Annotated in this window: 22 protein-coding genes and 1 other RNA gene; 5 read left to right on the top strand and 18 right to left on the bottom strand. The window is 42.2% G+C overall.

The features are described 5' to 3' along the window. Positions 1 to 7 precede the first annotated feature (7 nt). The 4 genes from rnc to lepA all read right to left on the bottom strand — a co-directional run bounded on the left by rnc (position 8) and on the right by lepA (position 4,403). Positions 8 to 679, bottom strand: a complete 672-nt coding sequence (gene rnc / locus A4G17_RS06590) for a ribonuclease III (protein WP_123956363.1) — start codon at positions 677 to 679, stop codon at positions 8 to 10. Positions 680 to 790: 111 nt separating this feature from the next. Further along, on the bottom strand, positions 791 to 1,753 hold the full coding sequence (gene lepB, locus A4G17_RS06585; protein WP_123956364.1) for a signal peptidase I: 963 nt from the start codon (positions 1,751 to 1,753) through the stop codon (positions 791 to 793). A 14-nt stretch (positions 1,754 to 1,767) separates the two neighbouring features. After that, on the bottom strand, positions 1,768 to 2,580 hold the full coding sequence (locus tag A4G17_RS06580) for a hypothetical protein (protein ID WP_123956365.1): 813 nt from the start codon (positions 2,578 to 2,580) through the stop codon (positions 1,768 to 1,770). Between the two features lie 29 nt (positions 2,581 to 2,609). Further along, positions 2,610 to 4,403 carry a translation elongation factor 4 gene (gene lepA / locus A4G17_RS06575; protein ID WP_123956721.1) on the bottom strand — a complete coding sequence of 598 codons (1,794 nt, stop codon included), beginning with the start codon at positions 4,401 to 4,403 and terminating at the stop codon, positions 2,610 to 2,612. Between the two features lie 268 nt (positions 4,404 to 4,671). On the opposite strand from lepA, the gene A4G17_RS06570 reads away from it, so the two are divergent. Both A4G17_RS06570 and rnpB read left to right on the top strand, forming a co-directional pair. Then, positions 4,672 to 5,355, top strand: a complete 684-nt coding sequence (locus A4G17_RS06570) for a 2,3-diphosphoglycerate-dependent phosphoglycerate mutase (RefSeq protein WP_123956366.1) — start codon at positions 4,672 to 4,674, stop codon at positions 5,353 to 5,355. A gap of 104 nt (positions 5,356 to 5,459) precedes the next feature. Then, positions 5,460 to 5,851: RNase P RNA component class A (gene rnpB / locus A4G17_RS06565), an RNA gene on the top strand. 75 nt (positions 5,852 to 5,926) lie between these two features. Here the strand turns inward: rnpB and dacB are convergent. Next, a complete protein-coding gene (gene dacB, locus A4G17_RS06560; RefSeq protein ID WP_418886386.1) occupies positions 5,927 to 7,306 on the bottom strand; it encodes a serine-type D-Ala-D-Ala carboxypeptidase in 1,380 nt (459 codons plus the stop codon). 171 nt (positions 7,307 to 7,477) lie between these two features. Here dacB and greA point away from each other — a divergent pair, with 171 nt between their 5' ends. Then, positions 7,478 to 7,954, top strand: coding sequence for a transcription elongation factor GreA (greA, locus tag A4G17_RS06555; protein ID WP_123956367.1), 477 nt, complete (start codon positions 7,478 to 7,480; stop codon positions 7,952 to 7,954). Between the two features lie 35 nt (positions 7,955 to 7,989). On the opposite strand, the gene nrdR is transcribed toward greA, so the two are convergent. The 9 genes from nrdR to cysS all read right to left on the bottom strand — a co-directional run bounded on the left by nrdR (position 7,990) and on the right by cysS (position 16,808). Next, entirely contained in the window at positions 7,990 to 8,445 is a 456-nt protein-coding gene (nrdR, locus tag A4G17_RS06550; protein ID WP_123956368.1) for a transcriptional regulator NrdR, read from the bottom strand. Then, positions 8,445 to 8,744 (bottom strand): YcgL domain-containing protein, encoded by a 300-nt coding sequence (locus tag A4G17_RS06545; RefSeq protein ID WP_123956369.1) that lies wholly within the window; start codon positions 8,742 to 8,744, stop codon positions 8,445 to 8,447. Before A4G17_RS06545 ends, nrdR begins: the two co-directional genes overlap by 1 nt. 96 nt (positions 8,745 to 8,840) lie before the next feature. Beyond that, positions 8,841 to 10,298 carry a replicative DNA helicase gene (locus A4G17_RS06540; RefSeq protein ID WP_123956370.1) on the bottom strand — a complete coding sequence of 486 codons (1,458 nt, stop codon included), beginning with the start codon at positions 10,296 to 10,298 and terminating at the stop codon, positions 8,841 to 8,843. A 96-nt stretch (positions 10,299 to 10,394) separates the two neighbouring features. Further along, positions 10,395 to 11,213, bottom strand: a complete 819-nt coding sequence (gene rnm, locus A4G17_RS06535; protein ID WP_123956371.1) for an RNase RNM — start codon at positions 11,211 to 11,213, stop codon at positions 10,395 to 10,397. A 66-nt stretch (positions 11,214 to 11,279) separates the two neighbouring features. Next, positions 11,280 to 12,251, bottom strand: coding sequence for an SAM hydrolase/SAM-dependent halogenase family protein (locus A4G17_RS06530; RefSeq protein ID WP_123956372.1), 972 nt, complete (start codon positions 12,249 to 12,251; stop codon positions 11,280 to 11,282). A gap of 162 nt (positions 12,252 to 12,413) precedes the next feature. Continuing rightward, complete coding sequence (gene sbcB / locus A4G17_RS06525; protein WP_123956373.1) at positions 12,414 to 13,970, bottom strand: exodeoxyribonuclease I; 1,557 nt, start codon at positions 13,968 to 13,970, stop codon at positions 12,414 to 12,416. A gap of 47 nt (positions 13,971 to 14,017) precedes the next feature. Continuing rightward, positions 14,018 to 14,494: a low molecular weight protein-tyrosine-phosphatase gene (locus A4G17_RS06520; RefSeq protein ID WP_123956374.1), complete on the bottom strand. Its 477-nt coding sequence runs from the start codon at positions 14,492 to 14,494 to the stop codon at positions 14,018 to 14,020. Position 14,495: 1 nt separating this feature from the next. Continuing rightward, positions 14,496 to 15,341 carry a DUF817 domain-containing protein gene (locus A4G17_RS06515; RefSeq protein ID WP_123956375.1) on the bottom strand — a complete coding sequence of 282 codons (846 nt, stop codon included), beginning with the start codon at positions 15,339 to 15,341 and terminating at the stop codon, positions 14,496 to 14,498. A gap of 90 nt (positions 15,342 to 15,431) precedes the next feature. Next, entirely contained in the window at positions 15,432 to 16,808 is a 1,377-nt protein-coding gene (cysS, locus tag A4G17_RS06510) for a cysteine--tRNA ligase (protein WP_123956376.1), read from the bottom strand. 143 nt (positions 16,809 to 16,951) lie between these two features. On the opposite strand from cysS, the gene A4G17_RS06505 reads away from it, so the two are divergent. Together A4G17_RS06505 and A4G17_RS06500 are read left to right on the top strand one after the other, a co-directional pair. Further along, complete coding sequence (locus A4G17_RS06505) at positions 16,952 to 17,461, top strand: peptidylprolyl isomerase (RefSeq protein ID WP_123956377.1); 510 nt, start codon at positions 16,952 to 16,954, stop codon at positions 17,459 to 17,461. 175 nt (positions 17,462 to 17,636) lie between these two features. Next, positions 17,637 to 18,365 carry a glutathione peroxidase gene (locus A4G17_RS06500; protein WP_123956378.1) on the top strand — a complete coding sequence of 243 codons (729 nt, stop codon included), beginning with the start codon at positions 17,637 to 17,639 and terminating at the stop codon, positions 18,363 to 18,365. A gap of 84 nt (positions 18,366 to 18,449) precedes the next feature. Here the strand turns inward: A4G17_RS06500 and cpdB are convergent, their stop codons facing one another. From cpdB to A4G17_RS06480, 4 genes are all read right to left on the bottom strand, one after another. Continuing rightward, entirely contained in the window at positions 18,450 to 20,423 is a 1,974-nt protein-coding gene (gene cpdB / locus A4G17_RS06495; RefSeq protein WP_123956379.1) for a 2',3'-cyclic-nucleotide 2'-phosphodiesterase, read from the bottom strand. Between the two features lie 232 nt (positions 20,424 to 20,655). Then, positions 20,656 to 22,989, bottom strand: coding sequence for an LPS assembly protein LptD (lptD, locus tag A4G17_RS06490; RefSeq protein ID WP_123956380.1), 2,334 nt, complete (start codon positions 22,987 to 22,989; stop codon positions 20,656 to 20,658). A gap of 84 nt (positions 22,990 to 23,073) precedes the next feature. Further along, positions 23,074 to 24,441 carry an oxygen-independent coproporphyrinogen III oxidase gene (gene hemN / locus A4G17_RS06485; protein WP_123956381.1) on the bottom strand — a complete coding sequence of 456 codons (1,368 nt, stop codon included), beginning with the start codon at positions 24,439 to 24,441 and terminating at the stop codon, positions 23,074 to 23,076. A 5-nt stretch (positions 24,442 to 24,446) separates the two neighbouring features. After that, the gene (locus A4G17_RS06480; RefSeq protein WP_123956382.1) at positions 24,447 to 24,896 is read right to left on the bottom strand and encodes a DUF2489 domain-containing protein; all 450 of its coding nucleotides are present in this window, start codon (positions 24,894 to 24,896) and stop codon (positions 24,447 to 24,449) included.

The raw sequence follows: 24,896 nt of genomic DNA, 5'->3' as shown, positions 1-24,896 counted from the left end.
CATTAGTCTATTTGATTTTTAATTTCTCAATCACCTGCTCTGCCGCATGTTGCTCTGCTTTGCGGCGACTAGTGCCTTGTCCGATAACCACTTCCGCCAAATTTTCCACTTTACAGCTTACTTTGAAGGATTGATTATGTGCTTCACCTTTAATTTCAATCACTTCATACTCAGGTAATTTTAAACGGCGACCTTGTAAAAACTCTTGTAAGCGTGTTTTCGGATCTTTTTGTGCTTCGCCGGGTTTAATTTGAGCCAGTAATTCTTGATACCAGTGATATACTCGCTCTAAAGCGTTATCAATACCTGAATCCAAATAAATAGCAGCAATTAGGGCTTCTACACAGTCAGAAAGAATCGACTCTCGGCGATGTCCGCCACTTTTAAGCTCACCAGCCCCTAATTTGAGATATTCGCCAAGCTCAAATTGGCGAGCGATAATCGCAAGGGTTTGTTCTTTCACTAAGGCTGCACGCATTCGGCTTAATTCACCTTCATCCGACTTTGGAAATTTTTCATAGAGCGCTTTGCCAATCGCAAAATTCAGAATGGAATCGCCTAAAAATTCTAAGCGTTCGTTATTAAAGGCTGCCGCACTTCGGTGAGTTAAAGCTTGTTTGAGGTAATCAAGGTTCGCAAATTGGTAACCTAATTTTTTCTGTAATCGTTCTAGTTGCATAATAGATATATAAGGCGTATACGCCGAAAATTGCAAAAAATGTTATGGTTCTTACCGCTTGCACCGTATTTTTATGATGAAGGGCGTATGCAATACGCCCTACAATAATTGCTATTTAATCGAAGTAAACATTCTCTCAAAACGTAATCCCGTTGGGAATTCGTTTGGTTTTTTATCAAGGCTTAGCCATAGATAAGTCGCTTTACCGACCATATTTTTCTCAGGCACAAAGCCCCAGAAACGGCTGTCTTCGCTGTTATCACGATTATCGCCCATTACAAAATAATGTCCTTGTGGCACAAGCCACTCACCTGCATTTAAACCTTCTTGCTTGAAAAAATACGGAGCATAATTAAACGGCTGTGGATTATTCAAAATCTGATGAGTCACGTCTCCCGTTTCAGTCCGTTCCATCTGCATATCACCGTGATAGAAGAAATCTGGATTTGGCTTCGGTTGACTATACTTAAATGCAATAGTTTCACCGGTATCACCACGTGTTAGTGTTAATTCTTGTGTGGCAAAATCATATTTAATTTTATCGCCACCTACGCCAACAACACGTTTGATGTAGTCAATATGTGGCTGTTTCGGGGCTTTAAATACAACCACATCGCCACGCTCCACTTTGCCTGTTTCAATCAAGGTATTTTGCCAAATAGGATCTTTAATACCGTAGCTAAATTTATTTACCACTAAAAAATCGCCCACTCGCAACGTTGGTTCCATTGAGCCACTTGGAATTTGGAAGGGCTCAAACAAAAATGAACGAAGCACAGTCACAAAGAATAACACGCCAAAGAGTGATGCCAAAAATTCACCCACTGCAGAACGTGGTTGAATTTCCTTCAATTCATCTTCAGTCAATTCACGTCCTAAGCGTTTTTGCTCACGTGCGATTTTTGCTTTGCGACGTGGCTCGGCACTAAATTTATAGAATGCTGCAAAGCTCCCGCAAATAACAACTAAACCGACTAAAATAATCGAAATCGTATTCGGTAACTTCATACCATCTAACACTTTCCATACGCCGTATAGAACAGCAATAAAAATAATTGGCAGAATATTTGCCATGTATGCTCCTTAGCTTAAAAAGCAGTTTGTATCGTATGCTGTATAGGTTTTGGCTTAAAAACACAGCATTTAAACCCATATTTATCTTCTATTCGCTGTAATTTTTTTGAATAACAAGGCATAATTTCTTCGACTTTTTTATCATGCGATGATATCTCCCCGATAATATCCCAATCCTCATTATTAAGAACTAATGCTTGGTTATTAGTAATATAGTCATGTGGATCATAGTACTTGCTTTTTAAACTTATGAAGAATGATGATTCTTTTAAATCATTATATTTTCCAGAATATATATTTATATATCCTTTATAATAATTACCAGAAACATCAGAAACTACAACCATATCAATATCAGAACGTCTTTGAAAATTTGCTCTCTCATATCCATAGCAAGAAATTTCTTGTTGAGTCTCAAGCTTTATTAAGCTAACACGTCCATACAAAAGATCTATTAATTGTTTTTCATACAAATCACCAGCATACGTATCAATAATTAAAAGTACTACTCGAAATCTACACTCAAAATTTCTAGAAGATTCTCTAAGTTGTTGATTAGCTTTCCTAATAATATTATCCAAAGCCGTCTTTATTTCATAAATACAGCTATACACTTCGCCATTATTTAGACTTTCACTTCTTTTTGCTGATTCTTTTTCATCAGGCTCTTTTAGTTTTACTTCAATTAAAAAAGTATCTTCACCATATACAGCTAAATAATCAGCTGATTTTTGTTCTGTTGTAGGTATCTCTTCCGATGAACCATTAGGAAATGTAAATCCTAATTTAGTTAATATGTTTTTTCCAAGAAAAGATGATTTTTCCATAAACTTTCTCCAAAAAGAATAGAATCAGCTTAGTCTTTGCCAACATGTAAAATCGCTAAGAAAGCCTCTTGTGGTACTTCCACGTTACCGAGTGACTTCATACGTTTTTTACCTTCTTTCTGTTTCTGTAACAGTTTTTTCTTACGGCTTACGTCACCACCGTAACATTTGGCAAGAACGTTTTTACGTAATTGTTTTACTGTTGAACGAGCAATAATGTGGTTGCCGATTGCCGCTTGGATCGCAATATCAAACTGCTGACGTGGAATTAACTCTTTCATTTTTTCCACGAGCTCACGTCCACGATATGGCGCATTGGCTTTGTGAACGATCAACGCCAAAGCATCAACACGTTCGCCGTTAATCATAATATCCACACGCACCATATCTGCCGATTGGAAACGTTTGAAGCCATAATCTAAAGAGGCATAACCACGAGACGTTGATTTCAAGCGGTCGAAGAAGTCGAGAACCACTTCACCCATTGGGATTTCGTAGGTCAAGGCAATTTGGTTGCCATGGTAAACCATATTGGTTTGTACCCCACGTTTTTCTACGCAAAGGGTAATCACGTTGCCTAAGAACTCTTGTGGGACAAGCATATTACATTCTGCAATTGGCTCACGAATATCGGCAATATTGCTGATTGGCGGTAATTTCGATGGGCTATCCACATAGATCACTTCGCCATTGGTTTGTTCCACTTCGTAAACTACGGTCGGTGCAGTGGTAATCAAATCAAGATCGTATTCACGCTCTAAACGCTCTTGAATGATTTCCATATGTAGCAAACCTAAGAAACCACAACGGAAACCAAAACCTAATGCCGTTGAGTTTTCTGGCTCATAGAAAAGGGATGCGTCGTTTAGGCTTAATTTACCCAACGCATCACGGAAGGCTTCATAATCGTCCGAACTGATCGGGAACAAGCCTGCATAAACTTGTGGTTTCACCTTTTTGAAGCCTGGTAAGGCTTCTGTTGCCGAATGGTGGTGAGAGGTGAGCGTATCGCCCACTGGCGCACCTAAAATATCTTTAATCGCACACACAACCCAACCTACTTCGCCTGTTTTAAGCTCAGTGGTATCCACTTGTTTCGGAGTAAAAATACCAAGACGATCTACGTTATAAGATTGCCCTGTGGACATCACTTTGATCTTATCGCCTTTTTTGATTACGCCATTTTTCACACGCACAAGAGAAACCACACCCAAGTAGTTATCGAACCAAGAGTCGATAATCAAGGCTTGTAATGGTGCTTCAGGATCACCTTCGGGCGCAGGAATTTTCGCCACGATTTCTTCTAAAACTAAATCAATGCCTAAGCCTGTTTTCGCTGAGCAACGCACCGCTTCCATGGCATCAATGCCAACAATATCTTCAATCTCTTCCGCCACACGCTCTGGCTCTGCGGCTGGTAAGTCGATTTTGTTGAGAATTGGCACAACTTCTAAATCCATTTCAATCGCCGTATAGCAGTTTGCCAAGGTTTGCGCTTCCACACCTTGCCCCGCATCAACCACCAATAATGCCCCTTCACAGGCAGCAAGGGAACGAGATACTTCATAAGAAAAGTCAACGTGTCCTGGGGTGTCGATAAAGTTTAACTGATAGGTTTCGCCATCTTTGGCTTTGTAATTGAGAGTAACACTTTGTGCTTTAATGGTAATACCACGCTCACGCTCTAAGTCCATAGAGTCAAGCACTTGCGCTTCCATTTCACGATCAGACAAACCGCCACAGGTTTGGATCAAGCGGTCGGAAAGGGTCGATTTACCATGGTCAATGTGAGCAATAATAGAAAAGTTACGAATATTCTGCATTTTCATAAGGGCAACGAATGTCCTAAATAGTCATAGTTAAAAGAAAAATAATCGGCGGATTGTACCTGAATTTCCGCAAAAATGAAAAAGAAAGCGGTAGGTTACACAATCATTTGCAAAACTTTCTGAAAATCTGACCGCTTGTATGCCAATTCTTTGCGAAAAATCAGCTTTGCTGCAAAGAAAAGCCGTGGGCTATTTCAAATGCAAGCAAATTTTGCTATAAAGAGCGTGTTTTCAAATCATCAACTTTCTAATAGGAGAACGTATGGAATTAGTATTTATTCGCCACGGTTTCAGTGAGTGGAATGCTAAAAATTTATTTACTGGCTGGCGTGATGTGAATCTCACCGAACGTGGTGTGGAAGAAGCAAAAGCAGCGGGTAAAAAATTGTTAGACGCAGGCTATGAATTCGACATCGCTTTTACTTCAGTGTTAACCCGTGCGATCAAAACCTGTAACATCGTGTTAGAAGAATCTAACCAACTTTGGATCCCACAAGTAAAAAACTGGCGTTTAAACGAGCGTCACTACGGTGCATTGCAAGGTTTAGATAAAAAAGAAACCGCAGAAAAATACGGTGATGAGCAAGTTCACATCTGGCGTCGTTCTTACGATATTTCTCCACCTGATCTTGATCCTGCAGATCCAAACTCTGCTCACAACGACCGCCGCTATGCTCACTTACCAAGTGATGTCGTGCCAAACGCAGAAAACTTAAAAATCACCCTTGAACGTGTATTACCATTCTGGGAAGACCAAATCGCACCAGCGTTACTTTCTGGTAAACGCGTACTTGTCACTGCTCACGGTAACTCATTGCGAGCCTTAGCAAAACACATCATCGGTATTTCCGATGCAGACATTATGGATTTTGAGATCCCAACTGGTCAGCCGTTAGTGTTGAAATTAGATGACAATTTAAACTTCATTGAGAAGTTCTATTTATAATTGACTCTTTCACATTCAAGGGCAGGCTATTACCTGCCCTTATTTTTTGCCGACAAGCGGTCAGATCCTTGCAATTTTTTGCAACTCCGCTATACTTCGCCGCCTGAGTTGGTTAGGCAATCGCTGGTTTATTGAAGCCCTCAAATTCGCTATGCGTAAACTAGGGGACAAGTAAACGAGAGGAAAGTCCGAGCTACACAGGGCAGAGTGCCAGGTAACACCTGGGGGGCGTGAGCCTACGACAAGTGCAACAGAGAGCAGACCGCCACTTCTTTTTTCCTCCTAGAAGTGGTAAGGGTGAAAGGGTGTGGTAAGAGCACACCGCGTGATTGGTAACAATTCACGGCAAGGTAAACTCCACTCGTAGCAAGACCAAATAGGAATCCAACGAGTTGCCCGCTTGGGATTCGGGTAGGTTGCTTGAGCGTATGTGTGAATATACGCCTAGAGGAATGATTGTCCACGACAGAACTCGGCTTATCGACCAACTCACTTTCTTCCAACAAAAAAGGCGTTTCAAACGCCTTTTTTTATCTATCAATAAGTTGCTTAAATTTTATTTTCTGTTTCTCTATTCATTATATAAACTCATAAAAAAACGGTTCTCAAATTGGTTTAAGGGTGCACGCTTTGTTTTACGTTCATTATCGCTAGATGTTGAATAACCGTTGATAAATTGAACAAAAGCAATTCGCTCGCCTCGTGCATTCGTCATAAAACCTGCTAAATTATATACCCCTTTCAATGCCCCTGTTTTTGCCATAATATTTTTGGCTAATGGTTCAGTTGTCATTGAACCTCGCCCTGCGAGAGTGCCATCAACACCAGCAATTGGAAACGTTTCAAGCAAATGAAGTTGGGTTTCATTTTTAGCGATAAATTCTAATGCTTGGAGCATGGTTTCTGCACTCACTTGATTATGGCGAGAAAGCCCTGAACCATCAGTAATAACAGTATTATCCAACTTCACATTAGCTTTGGTTTTCAATAAATTATGCATAGTATGGCTTGCTAATGGAAATGATGCTGGGCGTTTATGTAGTTGATTAGCAATTGTGCGAAATAACGCATCTGCAATCTGGTTATCTGATTTTTTCATCATTTTTTTGAGCAAATCCGCTAACGAGTCGGAATAATGCACCGCTAACTCTGTGCCTTCAACCTTTTTTACCGATTGCTGAACTTGTCCCTTAAATGCAATGCCTGCTCGTTTAAGTTGGGACTTGATAATATTGGCACCGTAAGTGGTAGGATCTTGAACAGCAAAACTCAATCCAAATGGTTTAGTTTGGCGTGACATACAACCTTTAATGTGATAGCGGTTGTTATCACTGACAATCGCATCGAGCAAACAGTATCCCGCTTCTGCCTTGTCGGCGACATAAGCAGAGCTAAAAACTTGTATTGGGTAAGCTGCGGGGACATCCACTTTGACAGGGCTTCCTGCTGGTTGATTTGCGTCTAAATTGACATAAAAACAGTTATTATCAATGTTAATTGCTGCTGGTGGGGCACTGAAACAAACAGTTAAATCATTCCACACCCACCCTGCAGCTTTATCATGACTAGCGAACACAGAAGTATCTAAAATGAGATCATCACGGATCTGATGAATTCCTTGTTTTTTCAACTCGCTCACCAGTTTGGTCAACTGTCCGCTTTTAAGATCGGGATCTCCTGTAAAACGAGCAATTAAATTCCCTTTCAGCACACCATTTTCCACCTTACCGTCAGCTAAAAATGCGGTTTCAAAACGAAAATCTTCAGGTAATGCCAAACGTGTCGCTAATGCGGTCAATACTTTTTGTGTACTGGCGGGCAACATAAAGGTTTTACTTTGGTAATCGACAATCATTTGACCAGTATCGAGGTTTTTGGCAATTAAACTGACCGAAGCCCCTTCTGGTAGGGTTTCCAGCAAAGAAGGGATGTCGATTTTGGCATTTGCCATTGAGAAACAGCAGAATCCGAAAAAAAGCGAAAATGTGCGAAGAGATGAAATCATAATCAAGGTTGCTATTTTTAAAAAGAAAATGAATAATATCGGTTTGAAATCTATTCGTAAATAGGGGCTGTTGATCATTCACCAGCCCCTATGATCTAAAATAAAAAAGGAAACATAATGAAACAAATTCCAATGACGGTACGTGGCGCAGAATTACTGCGAGATGAACTTGAATTTTTAAAGAATGTTCGTCGTCCAGAAATCATCAATGCGATTGCAGAAGCTCGTGAGCATGGTGATTTAAAAGAAAATGCAGAATATCACGCTGCACGTGAACAACAAGGATTCTGCGAAGGTCGAATTCAAGAAATTGAAGGTAAACTAGGCAATGCCCAAATTATTGATGTCACTAAAATGCCTAATAATGGCAAAGTGATTTTTGGTACCACGGTCACTCTCTTGAATGTAGATAGCGACGAAGAAGTGACTTATCGCATCGTAGGTGATGACGAAGCAAATATTAAAGAAGGCTTAATTTCTGTGAATTCACCCATTGCTCGCGGCTTAATTGGCAAGGAAATTGATGAATCTGTGGCTATTCAAACTCCGGGCGGTAAAGTCGAATTTGAGATTATTAATGTGGAATATCTCTAGTCAAAAGGGCGTTTACAACGCCCTTTTCTCTTTGATTAGCTGTCTAAACGTAGCTTCTCAATTTCTTTAGTAAACTCTGCAATATCATCAAAACTCAGATAAATAGATGCAAAACGAATATAAGCGACTTTATCTAGACTTTTCAGCCCATCTAACACTAAATTGCCAACCAATTTACTCGGTACTTCCCGCTCTCCCAGTGCTTGTAATTGCAGCACAATTTTTTGGATCATCTGTTCAACATCATTTGTACTCACGGGGCGTTTCTCGAGTGCATACGCAATGCCTTTACGTAATTTCTGAATATCAAACGGTTCCCGATTACCATTATTTTTGATGATATGTGGCACGAGCAGCTCTGCCGTTTCAAAAGTGGTAAAGCGTTCCTTGCACTTTGGGCATTCACGGCGGCGGCGAATTTGGTAACCATCTCCCGTGAGACGAGAGTCAATCACTTTACTGTCTTCTTCTGAACAAAATGGGCAACGCATCAGTCATTTCCTTTGTGAATTGATTGCTTCGCTCGCTGTTGTGCCACAAAGGCTTGATGTAAGTTTTCAACAGGCGGTGGCATTTGTAAATAGTAGCCTTGGGTTTCGATTTTTTGCAAAACATCTTGCTTATCTAATCGCTTGAGTGGCTTTCCGCCCTTGAGATTAAACAACATAACAAATTGTGGTCTGCCAAAGAGTTGGCGAAGTTCATCAGGTACATGATCAAATTGATCTCGCTTCGCCACATAGAGATACATTCCCTCTTTTTTGGTACTTTTATAAATGGCACAAATCATGATTTTCCTTGTTTTTAGGTAGGACGTCCCTACTATTTGTAACATTTTTTGAAGATCTGACCGCTTGCATCGGTCTTGGTAAATCCAAAATACGGATTAATATTCGTCGTCGTAAGACGCACCGTGATAATTATCAAAACGGGAATATTGCCCTTGGAAAGTTAGCCGCACTCGTCCGATAGGACCGTTACGCTGTTTACCGATGATGATTTCAGCAATTCCTTTGAGATCGGAATTGTCATGATAAACTTCATCACGATAAATAAACATGATTAAATCGGCATCTTGCTCAATAGAGCCTGATTCACGTAAATCGGAGTTCACAGGACGTTTATCAGCTCGCTGCTCAAGGCTTCGGTTCAGCTGCGAAAGGGCGACCACGGGCACTTCCAACTCTTTGGCTAACGCTTTGAGCGATCGGGAAATTTCGGCAATTTCAAGAGTACGGTTATCCGCAAAACCAGGGGCTCGCATTAACTGCAAGTAATCAACCATAATTAAGCTCAAACCGCCATTTTCCCGATAAACCCGTCTAGCACGAGAACGCAGTTCCGTTGGCGTTAGCCCTGAGCTATCGTCAATGTAGATGTTTCGACGTTCTTGCAAAATTGCCATGGTACTGGAAATTTTCGACCAATCTTCATCATCACTCACCTGCCCTGTACGAATTTTCGTTTGATCCACGCGAGAAAGGGAAGCCAACATACGCATCATAATTTGATCAGCAGGCATCTCAAGGCTGAAAATGAGCACTGGTTTGTTTGGTTTTTTACCGATAACATTGCCCTGTTCATCCATTTCATCAATATCTACCAGAGAAGCATTTTCACACAAATTCATCGCAAAGGTGGTTTTTCCCATAGACGGACGTGCCGCAACGATCACTAAATCTGAAGGCTGTAAGCCTGCGGTTTTTTTATCTAAATCGGAAAAGCCCGTGGTAACGCCTGTTACCCCACCATTATTTTTACTGGCGGCTAATAATTCAATTCGAGCCAAAGTATCAAGCAAAATAGCATCAATGTTTTTCGGCCCCTCATCGCTTGATGTTCGCTTTTCTGCGATATGGAAGACGGCTCGTTCTGCTTCATCCAACACATCTTTTACCGACATTCCTTTTGGCTGATAGCTGATTTCGGCAATTTTATTCCCTGCCGCGATCAGCTCACGTCGAATTGCACGTTCACTGATGATCTCTGCATAAGTCAGCACATTCGCTACACTTGGCGTATTTTTTGAGAGTTCGGCTAAATAAGCAAAACCACCCACCTCTTGCAACACGCCTTTGTTTTTTAGGGCTTGATCGAGCGTGATCAAATCAATCGGCTGATGATTTCGTACCAATTCAATCATCTGTTCATAGATAGTGCGGTGTGCAAAATTATAGAAATCTGTCGGTTGTAAACGCTCCGCAACATTATCCCACTGTTCACTACTCAGCATTAATGCACCAAGCACCGCTTGCTCAGCTTCAATAGAATGGGGGGCGATGTTGATTTGTTCTAATTGTGGATCGGAAGGTTTATCCGATTTTTTAGGGCTTGGATTCAACATATTATCTTCTCATTTTCTTCATTCTGCTTACTCGAGGAGTAAGGCATTTTCTCTACAAGCGGTAAGTTTAATGCAAAATTTTGCAAATTTGAATGGTTAGAACCGTTCCCAAATTGGCTGGCATTCTGGAGGTAAAGTTAGTCCCCTGCCGAGTTCTATCCAACCTGATGGATAATGGAAATCCGAGCCCACCGAAGCCAATAATTCGAACTCTTTTGCCCAGCGGGCGAGCAATTGGCGTTGATCGGGAGTTTGGGCACAGCCTGCAACTTCAATGCCATCGCCCCCTGCGTGTTTAAATTCCTCGATCAAACGACGAATCCAACGTGCGGTCATTTTGTAACGTAGCGGGTGTGCCACACAAATCACACCACCTGCTTGGTGAGTGGCATCAATGGCTTGTTCCATTGAACACCAAATTGGCTTCACATAAGCCGACTTTCCCATGCCTAAGTAACGTTTAAAAGCGTGCTCATCATTACGGGCATAGCCTTCTGCAACTAAAAAACGTCCGTAATGTGCTCGAGTGACTTCACCACTTGCCAGCTTTTTCGCGCCTTCATAAGCATTTGGAATCCCAGCTTTAGCCAGTTTTTCGCCGATTTGCTCTGCTCGTTGTTGGCGAAGTTCTGCTTGTTGCTTGAGTAAATTGACCAAGGTTTCATTCTGTTCATCAATATTCAATGCGGCCAAATGAATACTTTTCCCTTTCCATAGAATCGATATTTCAACACCAGAAATCAGTTGAATAGGTAAATGTTGTGCCGTTTGTTTTGCTTCCGTAATACCAGCAATCGTGTCGTGATCGGTCAACGCCAACATGTCAACACCTTGTTCCACTGCCCGTTGAATCAACTCTGTTGGCGTTAAAATACCGTCTGATGCCGTACTATGGCTATGTAGGTCTCTAATCATTCTATTCTTCTTAAAACAAAAACCACGGCAGATATGACTATATGCCGTGGTTTATCCGTTTATTAATTAATTTTTCTTCTCACAGGATTTGAGTAATACAGACCACTCAGCACCTGATTTGATTTTGTATTTATCTGCAAAGCTGTCCATATTCAATGCAAATGAAACATTGAGTAAGCTGTTGAGATACATCAGTGGGCGACCTTCTTCTACCTCACCAAAGCTACTTTTATATGGCATTGCTCCCGTGTAGCGGACTTTACTTTCTTCGCCCATTTTTTCACGGATTTCAACACACACACGTCCATCTTTTTTGATGCCCGACTGCTCTAGTAAACTATCGCTGATGTTCGTCCAAATATTGCCATATTGAATATCAAGCACTGGGATGTTGCCCTTCAATACACCTTCTTCTACTGTCGGACGCTGGTAGGCGATTTCTTCCACTTTCGGTTCTAACTCAGGACCGACTTGCTCAAAGCTGATTTTACCTGATGCTAAACGTGCCCCTGTGTAAGCATACACATCACGGCCGTGGAAAGTGTAAGATTTTTCTGAGCCTTCTAAGCGGTTTGTTTGCTCATCAATTTGACGGATCGCCTCAATGCCAAAATGTTCTGCCACAAAGGTTAGTGTGCCGTTATCAGGCGTGACAAAATAATGCCCTGTTTTCGTTTTCAACACTACGGATTTGCGATCAGTGCCCACACCTGGGTCAACCACGCTCACAAAAACGGTGCCCTGTGGCCAGTATGTCGCGGTTTGGTATAAGCGATATGCTGCTTCCCAAATATTATAAGGCGGGATTTCGTGCGTTAAGTTGAACATGTTCAGCTCCCGATCCACACCGAACGCCACACCTTGCATTGCCGATACCGCCCCGTCCTTCAAACTGAAATCCGTTTGCATCACGAGGGCATTTTTTGCAACATTTTGCTCGGAAGTGACCGCTTGTTGAGCTTGCACAGTAGGCTGAGTATTTGCAAAAGCCGTCAATGAAAAAGTGGCGAACGCAAGGGAGAGAAGGGTTTTATTCATAGGACATCCTTAATGTTGTGTGGCTGTTATAAATGTCTCAGATAGTAATGGGTTGGATAAAAATTGTCTATATGCAATGGCTGAAATTGCAAAATTTTTAAAGGAGGTGCCCGCTTGTAAAGGTATGACAAGCGGTCACTTCCGAACAGAATGTTGCAACACCTAAATTTTCTTACCAATCAATGCGTTAAGTGCTGCGAATTTTGTACTTTTATCACTACTCTGCTCGGCGACTTGATTTAGCTCACTCAGTAATAAATCCGTTTGAGAACTGGCGGGAGAGTGCCATTTCGGCGTTTGTATCATCAGCTGCTCGGCATAAGCGGTCAATTCTTCCAACAGTTTGACCGCATCAATATCATCATGGTGAGTTTGGAAAAGGGCATCAATCGATTGAGAAAATGCTTCAGCTTGTTCATCAATCCGTTGGTGGCAATATTTCTGCCAACGAATCTGCTCCGCACGGTTCAACGTTTCAGGGTAGTGTCGTGCACGATAGTGAAACAGCAATTTTTCTACCCGTGGATCGGCAAATTTCAAGGCGTGATTGGCAAGATGTTCTGGGGGGAGATCTCGCAAGATCGCCATGTTGTTTTTATCCGCTGGGGAGAAAAAGCCGTCATACAGTGTAGTTTCGACATTGTTGGATTCGGCAAAAGTGCGTTCCTCACTAAAAATCTCCACCACTTTTTCTCGCACCACACTTTTATTCGCTTTGAGCCGTTTGAGATTGTCCAAACAAGCTTGGCGATCAATCCCCAAACGGGTGGCATTTTCAGGCAGCAAGGTTTTGGCAGGGGCAAGAATCGGGCATTTATTGATATGCACCAATTTTAGTGGAACGTGGGCAATGCCTTGTTCTTCTAATTCGGATTTTTTGGTGTAAAGCCGCTGTCGCAATACTTCCGCTGACTCATTCAGCAGCCCTTGTATATCGCCCGCTAAATCACACACAATCACCGCATTTTGATTGGTCGGATGCCACGCAAGCGGGACAATCCAAGCTGTATTTCCCCGATAATTACCGAGCATTCCCGAAACGTGCACCAATGGGGCCATTTCGCCAGTATCAATCATCTCTTCCAACGCTTTTTTACCACGATTTTCGAAGAAAAATTGGAAAAACTTCGGCTGTTTTTGCTTGATCAGCTTTGCCATTGCGATAGTCGCATAAACGTCCGCCATCGCATCATGAGCATTTTCGTGAGCAATACCGTTGGCTTTGGTGAGATTTTCTAATTTGAAACTTGGCAGCCCATCTTCGTCATACGCCCATTCAATGCCGTCAGGACGCAACGCATAGCACGCTCGCACCACATCGAGCAAATCCCAGCGGGAATTGCCATTTTTGTAGCTATATTCATAGGGATCGAAAAAGTTGCGGAAGAAGGTGTAGCGGGTCATTTCGTCATCGTAACGAATATTGTTATAGCCCATAATGCAAGTGTTTGGCTGGCTAAATTCGGCATGGATGCGGGCGGCAAATTCGGGTTCAGATAAACCTTTTTCGTTACAACGCTGTGGCGTGATCCCCGTGACCATCACTGCTTCAGGCGAAGGCAAATAGTCCGGTGTTTGTTTACAGTAGAACATTACTGGCTCACCGATGATGTTAAATTCGCTGTCGGTGCGAATACCCGCAAATTGTGCAGGACGGTCGCTTGCGGGGTTGATCCCAAAACTCTCAAAATCGTAGATAAAAAAAGTGGGTTGGTTCATTGCTAAAGTCCACGAAATAAAATTAGCCCGATTTTAGCATATTGTGGCTATAAATAATGGGTTTGGCGGATTTTTGCTAACAAGGCATCACAACATTGATCAAGCAAGCGGTAAGTTTCATCAAAATCGCCTGTGTACCACGGGTCTGGAATATGATCATGCGGTAAGTTCTCACACAAGGTGGTGATTTGAAATAACTTATCTGGGGCTTTACCGAATAGTTTTTCGAGATCATGCAGATTATGGTTATCCATCGCCACCAAATAATCAAATTGCTCCCAATCCGTTTTTCGGACCTTTCGGCTAGTAAAGCCACGATGATCAATTTCGTGTTTGGCTAACACATGGGCGGTGCCATGATGCATATTTTCACCATCGTGCCAGCCTGATGTACCCGCACTATCCGTAAAAATGACATGTTCTAAATGAGCCAAACGAATTTTTTCTCGCAGAATACATTCCGCCATTGGTGATCGACAAATATTGCCTAAGCACACAAATAACACATTGATTTGAGGTTTCATTTTAGTCCTTTGATACGCTAATAGATGCTTTGATATGTTTTAAATTTGCTACAATGGTGAAAGTCATAATCACTAATAATGACCACGCACTCCATTTGCTGACATGAACCATTGACCATGCGCCTAACTGATTTGGATACCGCCAAATGCCTGCAAGTGTACCAATATTTTCCGCGAGCCAAATAAAAAAGCCAATCAGCCCAAAAGAAACCAGCAAAGGCATTTTTCGTCCCCTATCGTAAGGGGTGAAATAGACCATGGTGCGTGCATACAGCCCCAATGCAAATGCGGCAAGATACCAGCGATAATCGCCAATATAGTGGTGAGTGAAAAAATTCAGATAAATCAACACCGCCACTAAAGTTGCTAACCAATAAGGCGGATGACTCTGCACTTTTAAATCAAACAACCGCCACGCTTGGATAATATAACTCCCCACTGCGGCATACATAAACCCTGTAAACAGCGGTACGCCAAGCACTTTGGTATAGGCAAAATCAGGATACGCCCAAGACTGAATATGGCTTGATGTCTTGAATACTTCCAACACAAAACCAACCAAATGGAAAAGCGTGATCGATTTCACTTCGTCCCACGTTTCCAGTTTAAAATAGAGCATCGCTGCTTGCACGAGAACAGCGATAATCAACAGCAAATCATAACGAGGAAGACCGAGTACCCCAGCTTTTGGCACCGCAAACATTGCCACGAAGAAAATCCCTGCAAACAAGCAGGCTCTTGCTTCTTTCAAGCCAAAAAACCAAAATTCTCTACAAAAACGGCGAAAACCAGTGAGAGTGGGATCAGGCTGATGGTTCATCAGCCAATGATCAAATTTATTGAGCATCTTGCCCCTTACAAGCGGTTAGTTCCTGAGGATTTTTTACACATCATAAATAGAAAAATCCCCCTAAATGTCAGGGGGATATCGTCAGAATTACGCCTTACGCCAAGTCGTGCCGTTCGCACCATCTTCAAGCACAATGCCCATTACAGTAAGTTTGTTGCGAGCTTCGTCGGCTTTTGCCCAATCTTTCGCCGCACGGGCTTCGTTACGCTGCTTGATGAGGGCTTCGATTTCAGCAACCTCATCATTGTCCGTATCGCCTTGTAAGAAGGCTTCAGGATCTTGTTCCAGCAAGCCAAGTACGCCTGCCAACTGTTTTAAGCGACTTGCCAAGCGGTTAGCCTCAGCTGGATTTTCGCTTTTTGCTTTGTTGATTTCACGAGCTAATTCAAACAGCACCGCCAACGCGCCAGGGGTATTGAAGTCGTCATTCATCGCGTCTTTAAAGGCTTGAACATAGCTGTCGTCTTCGTTTAAATCCACCCATTCGCAACCACGCAATGCAGTGTAAAGGCGTTCAAGAGCGGAACGGGCTAAGTCTAAATTGTCTGTGCTGTAATCAAGCAAACTGCGGTAATGTGCGGTTAAGAAGAAGTAACGCAAGGTTTCCGCATCGTATTGCTCAAGCATATAACGTAGCGTGAAATAGTTGCCAAGTGATTTCGACATCTTCTCTTTGTTGATCATCAACATTCCCGTATGTAGCCAATAATTAACATAATCATCGCCGTGAGCGCAGCAAGATTGGGCAATTTCATTTTCATGGTGTGGGAACATTAAATCCGAACCGCCGCCGTGAATATCAAAATGGTTGCCAAGCTCTTTACTGTTCATTGCCGAACACTCAATATGCCAGCCTGGGCGACCTTTGCCCCATGGAGAATCCCAACTTGGTTCGTTCTCTTTTGACATTTTCCACAACACGAAATCCATCGGGTTACGTTTAACTGACTTGATTTCAACTCTCGCCCCTGCTTGCAGCTGTTCAAGGTTTTGGCGGGATAATTTGCCGTATTGTTGGAAAGATTCCACATTAAACACCACATCGCCATCTTCTGCGACATAAGCGTGACCTTTTTCAATTAAAGTTTGCACAATCGCAATAATTTCAGGAATATGCAACGTCGCTCTTGGTTCCGCGTCAGGACGAAGTATGTTTAATGCATCGAAATCCTTGTACATTTCCGCAATCATGCGATCAACTAACTCTTGCCAGTTCTCATTGTTCTCAATCGCTCGTTTGATGATTTTGTCGTCCACATCGGTAATGTTGCGAACATAACGCAAATTGTAGCCAAGATAGCGTAAATAACGTGCAATTACATCGAAAGAAACGAAGGTCCGCCCATGCCCAAAGTGACAGAGATCATAAACCGTGACGCCACAGACGTACATCCCCACAAAATCTGGATGAATAGGTTTAAATTCTTCTTTTTCACGTTTTAGGGTGTTATAAATTTTGAGCATACTTTTCTCTCTGTTGATTGCCAATTAAAGGCAGCTAATATAGCAAACAAGCGGTTAGATTTTGAGAATTTTTTGCAATTTTTGCCAAACTTTTTAATAATAGGCTCCAACTTTTCCCGTCATAAATTAAGGAACAAATCGCAATGATTACATTACATACCAATTTCGGCGACATTAAAATCGCCTTAAATTTTGATAAAGCCCCTAATACTGCAGCCAACTTCGAAACCTACTGCAAAGACGGTTTCTACAATGGTACGATTTTCCACCGTGTCATTGACGGTTTTATGATTCAAGGTGGCGGTATGGAATCAGGTTTGCGTGAGAAAAATACGCGTGCACCAATCAAAAATGAAGCAAACAACGGCTTAAGCAACAAGCGTGGAACGATTGCCATGGCTCGCACTGCTGATCCACATTCTGCAACTGCACAGTTTTTTATCAATGTGGCAGATAACACCTTTTTAAACTATCGTTCGAAGGAAATGCACGGTCGTGAAGTGGTTCAAGAGTGGGGCTATTGCGTGTTTGGCGAAGTGGTTGAAGGAATGGACGTGGTGGATAAAATCAAAGGCGTGAAAACCGGCAACCACGGTTTCCACCAAGATGTGCCAAAAGAAGAGGTCGTGATCACCTCTGTCACGGTGGAATAATCTCAAGCATATTCAAAGCGAGATCTGATGCGATCTCGCTTTTTTATACTCAGTCCTCCTATTTTTCGCCCTATATTAGAATTTTTAGTAAATTTTTATTATAATTTCGGGACTAAATACCACCATTCAGTATGGTGGTATTTGGTTTTTTAAAGTGTAAAAATAGGAGAAAATTATGTCTGCAACAATGGAAGGGAAGAAAGTCCCTGAAGTCACATTCCATACTCGCCAAGGCGATCAATGGGTTGATGTGACAACATCCTCACTTTTCGATAACAAAACGGTTGTCGTGTTTTCATTACCTGGCGCATTTACCCCGACTTGCTCATCAACTCATTTACCACGCTACAACGAATTAGCGAGTGAATTCAAAGCATTAGGTGTAGACGATATTGTGTGTGTTTCAGTAAATGACACATTCGTCATGAATGCGTGGAAAGCCGATCAAGAAAGTGAAAACGTCACCGTTATTCCAGATGGCAACGGTGAATTCACTGCTGGAATGGGAATGTTGGTTGATAAAGATGACTTAGGCTTTGGCAAACGCTCTTGGCGTTACTCTATGTTAGTCAAAAATGGGGTGGTGGAAAAAATGTTTGTCGAACCAAACGAGCCTGGCGACCCATTCAAAGTATCTGATGCAGATACTATGCTCAAATATATTAAACCCGATTGGCAAGCAAAACCGTCTGTGACCATTTTCACCAAACCAGGCTGCCCGTTCTGCATTAAAGCTAAACTATTGTTGGATGCCAAAGGCTTAGCCTATGAAGAAATCTTACTTGGTCGTGATGCAAGCACCACTTCTGTGCGTGCAATCACAGGTAAGACAAGTGTACCTCAAATCTTCATCGGTGGTCAGCACATCGGCGGTAGCGATGATTTAGAAAAATACTTTGCTTAATCCTCTACTGCAATAAACAAGCGGTGAGTTCCGTTGCAAAATTTGCCAATGAACTCACCGCTTGTCTTTTTATTGATTTAACGGTTATTTAGTCAAATCAATTTGATACACCGCAAAACCGGTTTCGTCTGTATTTAAGAACGACATTGGATATTGGGCTTTCTCTTTGATAAAGGCTTTAGCTTTATCGCTTGGCGAGGTTTCAAAACGCACATCTAATTTCACTTTGCTTGAAATTGGGGCAATTCGCCAGTTTTTATCCGCACTTGGGCTGACTTGACCGTGAGCTTTGCTTTCCGCACTGATGTAGTTAGCTAAAATTTGACGGTTTTCATCAGGGGCAGCAAAGACAATGTGGCTGTCGCCAGTGCCTGGGAATTTATTGCTGTACGCACGGTAGTTGTTGGTCGCAATCAAAAATTCCGCTTTTGGATCAACGGGTTTACCGTTGTACGTTAAATTCAATACACGGCTGGTGTTTGGATTAACTAACTTACATTCGCCATCATAACGAGCTGGCTTGGTGAGATCGTATTGGTATTGCACCCCATCAATCACATCAAAATTGTAGGTGCGGAAACCCGTCCAATCGAGTAATGATTGTGGTTTGTCGCTGTTCGGATCGATTTGATTGAACATCCCTGCACTGCACTCTAACCACTCTTTGAGTTCTTCACCTGTTACTTTGACCACAACCAACGTATTTGGATATAAGTATAAATCCGCGGCATTACGGAAAGTCAGTTCGCCTTTATCCACTTCGGTATAACCGCTTGGATCGTTTTTACGACCACCCGCTTTAAACGGTGCACCCGCACTCAAAATTGGCAGACCTGCAAGTTCAGGTAAACCTTTTACCACGTTTTCCACATATGCACGTTGGGCTTGGTTGACGATTTGCACTGTCGGATCGTCTTGTACCAAGGCTAAGTAGCTGTACATATTGTCAGTTGCTTTACCGATTGGCTGTGAAACGAAGGCACGAGTCGCTTCATGAACAGGTTTGAGTAAGGCGGCCACTTCTGGGTGATTTTCGACCGTTGCCGCTTTTTTCTCTGCATCATAAATTGGGCGTAACACCGCTTGACCATCAACCACAACCCATTTGCCATCTTGTTTTGCAAGAGTTAAATCGACCACGCTAATGTTGTTACCCCAGTAACCTGCCATACTTTCTGGCACGCCTTTAACGGTACCTTTCTGAATATCCGCATTGGGCGATTTCGCAAACTCTTTGTTCGGGAACAAGCGATGTGAGTGACCGAAAATCACCGCATCAATGCCTTTCACATCGGCTAAATAGAAGGCTGAATTTTCTGCCCCTTCTTTGTATGGTTCGTCAGATGGACCAGTGTGTGCTAAGGCTACGATAATATCTGCCCCCGCTTTTTTCATGACTGGCACATATTTTTCTGCGGTTTTCACGATGTCACGGGCTTCCACTTTACCGTCTAAATTCGCTTTATCCCACACCATAATTTGCGGTGGCACAAAACCGATATAACCGATTTTCACGATATGCTTCATGCCATTCTCATCAACGACTTCTTTTTCTTGAATGAAATAAGGTTGGTAAACAGGCTCATCGCTGCCTACTTTCACCACATTTGCGTTCACAATTGGGAATTTTGCTTGTTTGATCGCATTATCTAAATAGGTCAAACCGTAATTAAATTCGTGGTTACCTAGCGTCCCTACGTCATATTTCATTAGGTTTAACACATCAACCGCAGGGTTTGATTTGCCTTCTTTGTAACCGACCGCCGCTTGATAGTCCGCAATTGGGTTCCCTTGAATTAGGTCACCGTTATCCACCAGAACGCTGTTTTTTGCTTCTTTACGAGCTTGATCAATTAAAGTTGCAGTACGAGTAAAACCAAATTTCTCAGTAGGTGCGTCTTTGTAATAGTCAAAGTCCGTTAAGAAACTGTGAATATCGGTTGTCCCCACAATGCGTAATGCCACTTTATTTTCCGCTTTAGCAAAGGCAAAACGGCTTGCCCCTAAAGCTAAAATGGTCGTTGCACCGATTTGAATAAAACGTCTTCTGTTCATCATAAGTAAATCTCCTCTAATAGGTAAAAATTGCAAAACATTTTACGGAAATGACCGCTTGTACTCTAGCATTTTTTAGCTAATTTGATGATCACTATCATTTTTTTGTACAATTTTCCAAACGGTTCTCAAGGTCAGCTCAACATCCTGACGCAAACCACAAACGATAGCTCCAAAAAAAGCTGAACTTGACCAATCCAAGTTCAGCTTTCAAACACTACTGTTGAGAATTTGCCTAATTAATACTAAATGCTTCCGTGTAAGGAATAATGCCTTTCTTCAGAATTTTCGAAACACCACTGCTGTAATTCGTGCCAAAGCGTAATTCAAAATTAACACCGAAACGGTTGTCGTAGTAGAAATTTTTAATCGAGTCTGGTTTACCTGTTGGGGTAGCCACTAAACGTCGAGCAGTATAAAAATTCGCACTCCAACAACACGTGTTATAGGTTATACCCAATTGGCTTTCTACTGGCTTTTTCAAGGCAAGATCTTGGTAGTGAGAAACCATCATCGACACATTGTCGGTTAGCTCCCAGCCTGCCACCATACCAATTTGTTTAATATCTTGACCGTATAAATTTGAGCTTAAGTTTTGGTCAATATAGTGACGGCTGGCATAGCGGTAGTTAAGCTGCACAACGTGATTTTCTTTTGGTTTAAACTGCAATGACGTATTTGCCAATGAAGTTTCATTTAAACGCGTATCGTATTGATAAGCGCCATGCCAATTCCATTTTGGATGGAATTTCCAGTTTGATTCTAATGACCAAGACGACGAGCGTTTAGCCGTCGTATTTTGAGAGTTGCTATCCACTTTCGATGGGCTAAGGTAATAAATCTGCCCTGCACTTAAGTTAAAGACTTCCTCACTCGTGCTATTTTTAAAGAAACGTGTCGTTCCACCCGCTGTCATTTGGTTAGCAGAAGCAATGCGGTCTAAACCGCTGTAACGACGATCATTGAATAGCGAGAAATAATCTTGCTGCAATAGTGCAGAATCATAGCCTAATCCTAAACTGGTTTGTCTTTTTGAGCCGATCGCACTTTGGTCTTTATACGGGCGATAAAGATATTGCACACGTGGTTCTAGCACTTGAGTAAAACCATTTATCCATGCTTTTGTGGCTTGTAAGGTTGTTTTTAAATCCACTTTTAACTGTGGTAAAACACGGCTGACACTTCGCTGCACCACCTCCGCATTTTTTGCTTCCCCCTGTTTTTGCCAGTAATGGGTTGCATAGAGTTTTGCTTCAATACCTAAACTACCGTAACGGTTGGCAACGGGGAAATTCAGTGCTGGCTCAGTATGCAGACGCCACGCTGTTGGCATGGTTTTGCTGTCATTCGCAAAATGCGAAAGTTGCGAGAAAAAGACAAAATCGCCATTTTGTACTACATTGTCTTTATAATAATTAAAATTGATTTGTGGAAAAACGCGATAGGGTTTACTGCCAGACTCGTCAAAAGTTTGAAAACGCTTTGCAGCAATAGATAAGTTATAACTTGGCTGGTAATAACCTAACTTAAAATTTTGCGTTGCATAACCATCGGTGCTGCTACCAAATGACGAATCAAAATCGGAGAAATAGCGGCGATCGCTCACACGAGTATAATCGGCAGCAAAATGCCAATTACTCGCAAAATTGATATTATGCTGCCAAAAAATCAAATGACGGCTTTTATTTTTCTCCGTCCATTCTGCCAAGCGGTCTTTCTGCATATATTCCGCTGCAACTCGCCCTTGACCAATTGGGCTCAAGTAACGGAATTCCGGACTAAACTGCCAACCACGACGACTGTAATAGGTTGGTGTGATGGTAGCATCCATATTTGGTGCAATATTCCAATAAAACGGTTGAGAATAGAAATAACCATCTCGCCCAGAGTGACCCGCATTTGGAATGAGTACACCGCTACGGCGGCGATCGCCGATCGGAAATTGCAAATAAGGCGAATAAAAAACAGGAACCCCCAGTACTTTAAAGCGAGCATGCCACATTTCTGCATATTCTTCTTTAACGTGTTGGATCATCTCACTGGCGTCAATAGTCCACGATTTATCATCCGGCAAACAAGAGGTAAAGCTCGCATTTTTCATCACCCGTTTATCATCACTTACCGCCACATGTTGTGCATTACCACGACCTTGCCGACCGACTAATTGATAATCGACTTGAGATAATTCTGCCTCTTTATTCAACAAATTGATTGATGCATTATTCCCTTTGGCATTAATTAAATTATCTTGATAATCGAACATACCTTGCAAAAAGGCTTGGCGAGCGTTATCACCATCTTGTTCAACACGAATTTGATCTGCCACAATGGTACGGTTGCCTTGCTTGACAACCACATTACCCGAATAAGTTGCATCTCGAGGTTGGTTAATTTCAGCGTTATCCGCTTCAATATAAACAGGTAACTGGGTTTGCTCCCCTTTCACCACTTCCCCTTGAAAATGCGGCACACCAAGCAAACATTGTGCTTTCAAATCCGCCATCGCTGAACCGCTATAACAGGCGGCAAAAATGGCTAAACTCAGCAGACTATAGGGATGTTGTTTCATATTTTTTCCTTTTACCACTACACACAAGCGGTCGGTTTTCGTCAACATTTTGCAAAAAATTCAGACAATCTGACCACTTGTTGCTTAAATAATTCGTGAGAATTGCTGACGTTTGGCTTGTTGACGGGAGTAGATATCAAAACACATACAAATATTACGGATCAACAAGCGTCCCCGTGGTGAAACGGCAATGCCCGTTTCACCAATGTCTAATAATCCATCTTTAGCAAGCGGGGTGAGTAATGCTAAATCTTCGGCAAAATAGTCGTGGAAGCGAATGTCATATTGCTGTTCAAACGGGGCATAGTCCAGTTTGAAATTGCAAATTAAGGCTTTGATCACATCACGGCGTAAGCAGTCGTCTTTGGTCATCGTCAAACCTTTATGCAACGCAATCCCCCGCATTTCAACTTCGGCGTAATACTGTTTCAACTCTTTGTGATTTTGTGCATAGCTGTCGCCCAATAAGCTGATTGCCGATACGCCCATTCCGAGCAAATCAGCATCTTCTTGAGTTGTATAACCTTGGAAATTGCGGTGTAGCACACCTTGATCTTGTGCAATCGCTAATTCATCATCCGGTTTGGCAAAGTGATCCATTCCGATGAATTTGTAACCTGCGTTGCCGAGCGTTTCAATGGTTTTTTGCAAGATTTCCAGTTTAATTTCTGGGGCTGGCAACATTTCATCTTTAATTTTGATTTGGGCAGCAAAGCGGCTTGGCAAGTGGGCGTAGTTGAACACACTCATTCGGTCTGGGTTGAGTTCGATCACTTTTTCTAACGTGAACATAAAACTTTCCACCGTTTGTTTTGGTAAGCCGTAAATTAAATCGATGTTGGTGGATTTAAAGCCAAGCTCTTTTGCTCGTTTCATCAAGGCGAAAATGAAATTTTCATCTTGCTCACGATTGACCAACTTTTGTACTTCTTTGTTGAAGTCTTGAATGCCCATACTAATGCGGTTGAAGCCAATTTTGCGTAAATGGTCGAGCATCGACAACTCAATTTCACGCGGATCCATTTCAATGCTGATTTCCGCATCCTCTTGGACATGAAAATGAGTACGGAGCATCGTCATCAAACGGGCAGATTGCTCTTCATCCAGATAGGTTGGCGTACCGCCGCCCCAGTGAATTTGGGTCACTTTGCGGTTTTTGAATAATGCCGAGCGGTACAAAATTTCTTTCTCAAGGTAATCAAGATAAATATCGACTTTGTGCTGGTGACGAGTGATGATTTTGTTGCAGGCACAGAAATAGCACAATTTATGGCAAAACGGGATATGCACATAGAGCGATAACGGCTTGTTTGGATAGCGTTCTGCGGCGATTTTGAAATCGTCATCGTTATAGCCTTCGTTAAACTCCAACGCCGTAGGATAAGACGTGTAACGTGGGCCTGATTGATTGTATTTTTGGATCAGATTCAAATCCCAAATAATTTCTGACATATAACCTACTTCAACTCTAATTTAAATTGTTCAATTTCGTTAAGTAACTGCGATAATTCCGTGCGGATTTCACGCTCTAATTCGGCTTCTTTGGCTTCACGCTCCAAGTCCAATTTCATTCGCTCGTTGCGTTTCAAGCCTTTGCGAGCATCTAAAATTGGCATCTCTTCCACCACTTGATATAGTCCCCACATTGCTGGGAAAGCGCTTAATTTTTTACCCAACACATCAAGTAGCGGTTTAAGTCGTAGTACGCCTTCCGACAGCCCACACTGATCCGTTTGCATCGCTTGGGCGATGATTTGAATACTGTCAATCACCCGTAGATAACGTTCATTTTTCGCTTCCTGAAGTTGCTTTTTTTGTTGATGCAGTTTCCAAAACAGTGATGCTGCATAAGCCGCCATCGAAAGCAGGATCAACACAGCCAAAATGATTAAGAAAAATCGCCACAT

The organism is Frederiksenia canicola, assembly GCF_011455495.1.
GTDB lineage: Bacteria > Pseudomonadota > Gammaproteobacteria > Enterobacterales > Pasteurellaceae > Frederiksenia > Frederiksenia canicola.
This window is presented reverse-complemented; position numbering and strand designations above follow the sequence as displayed.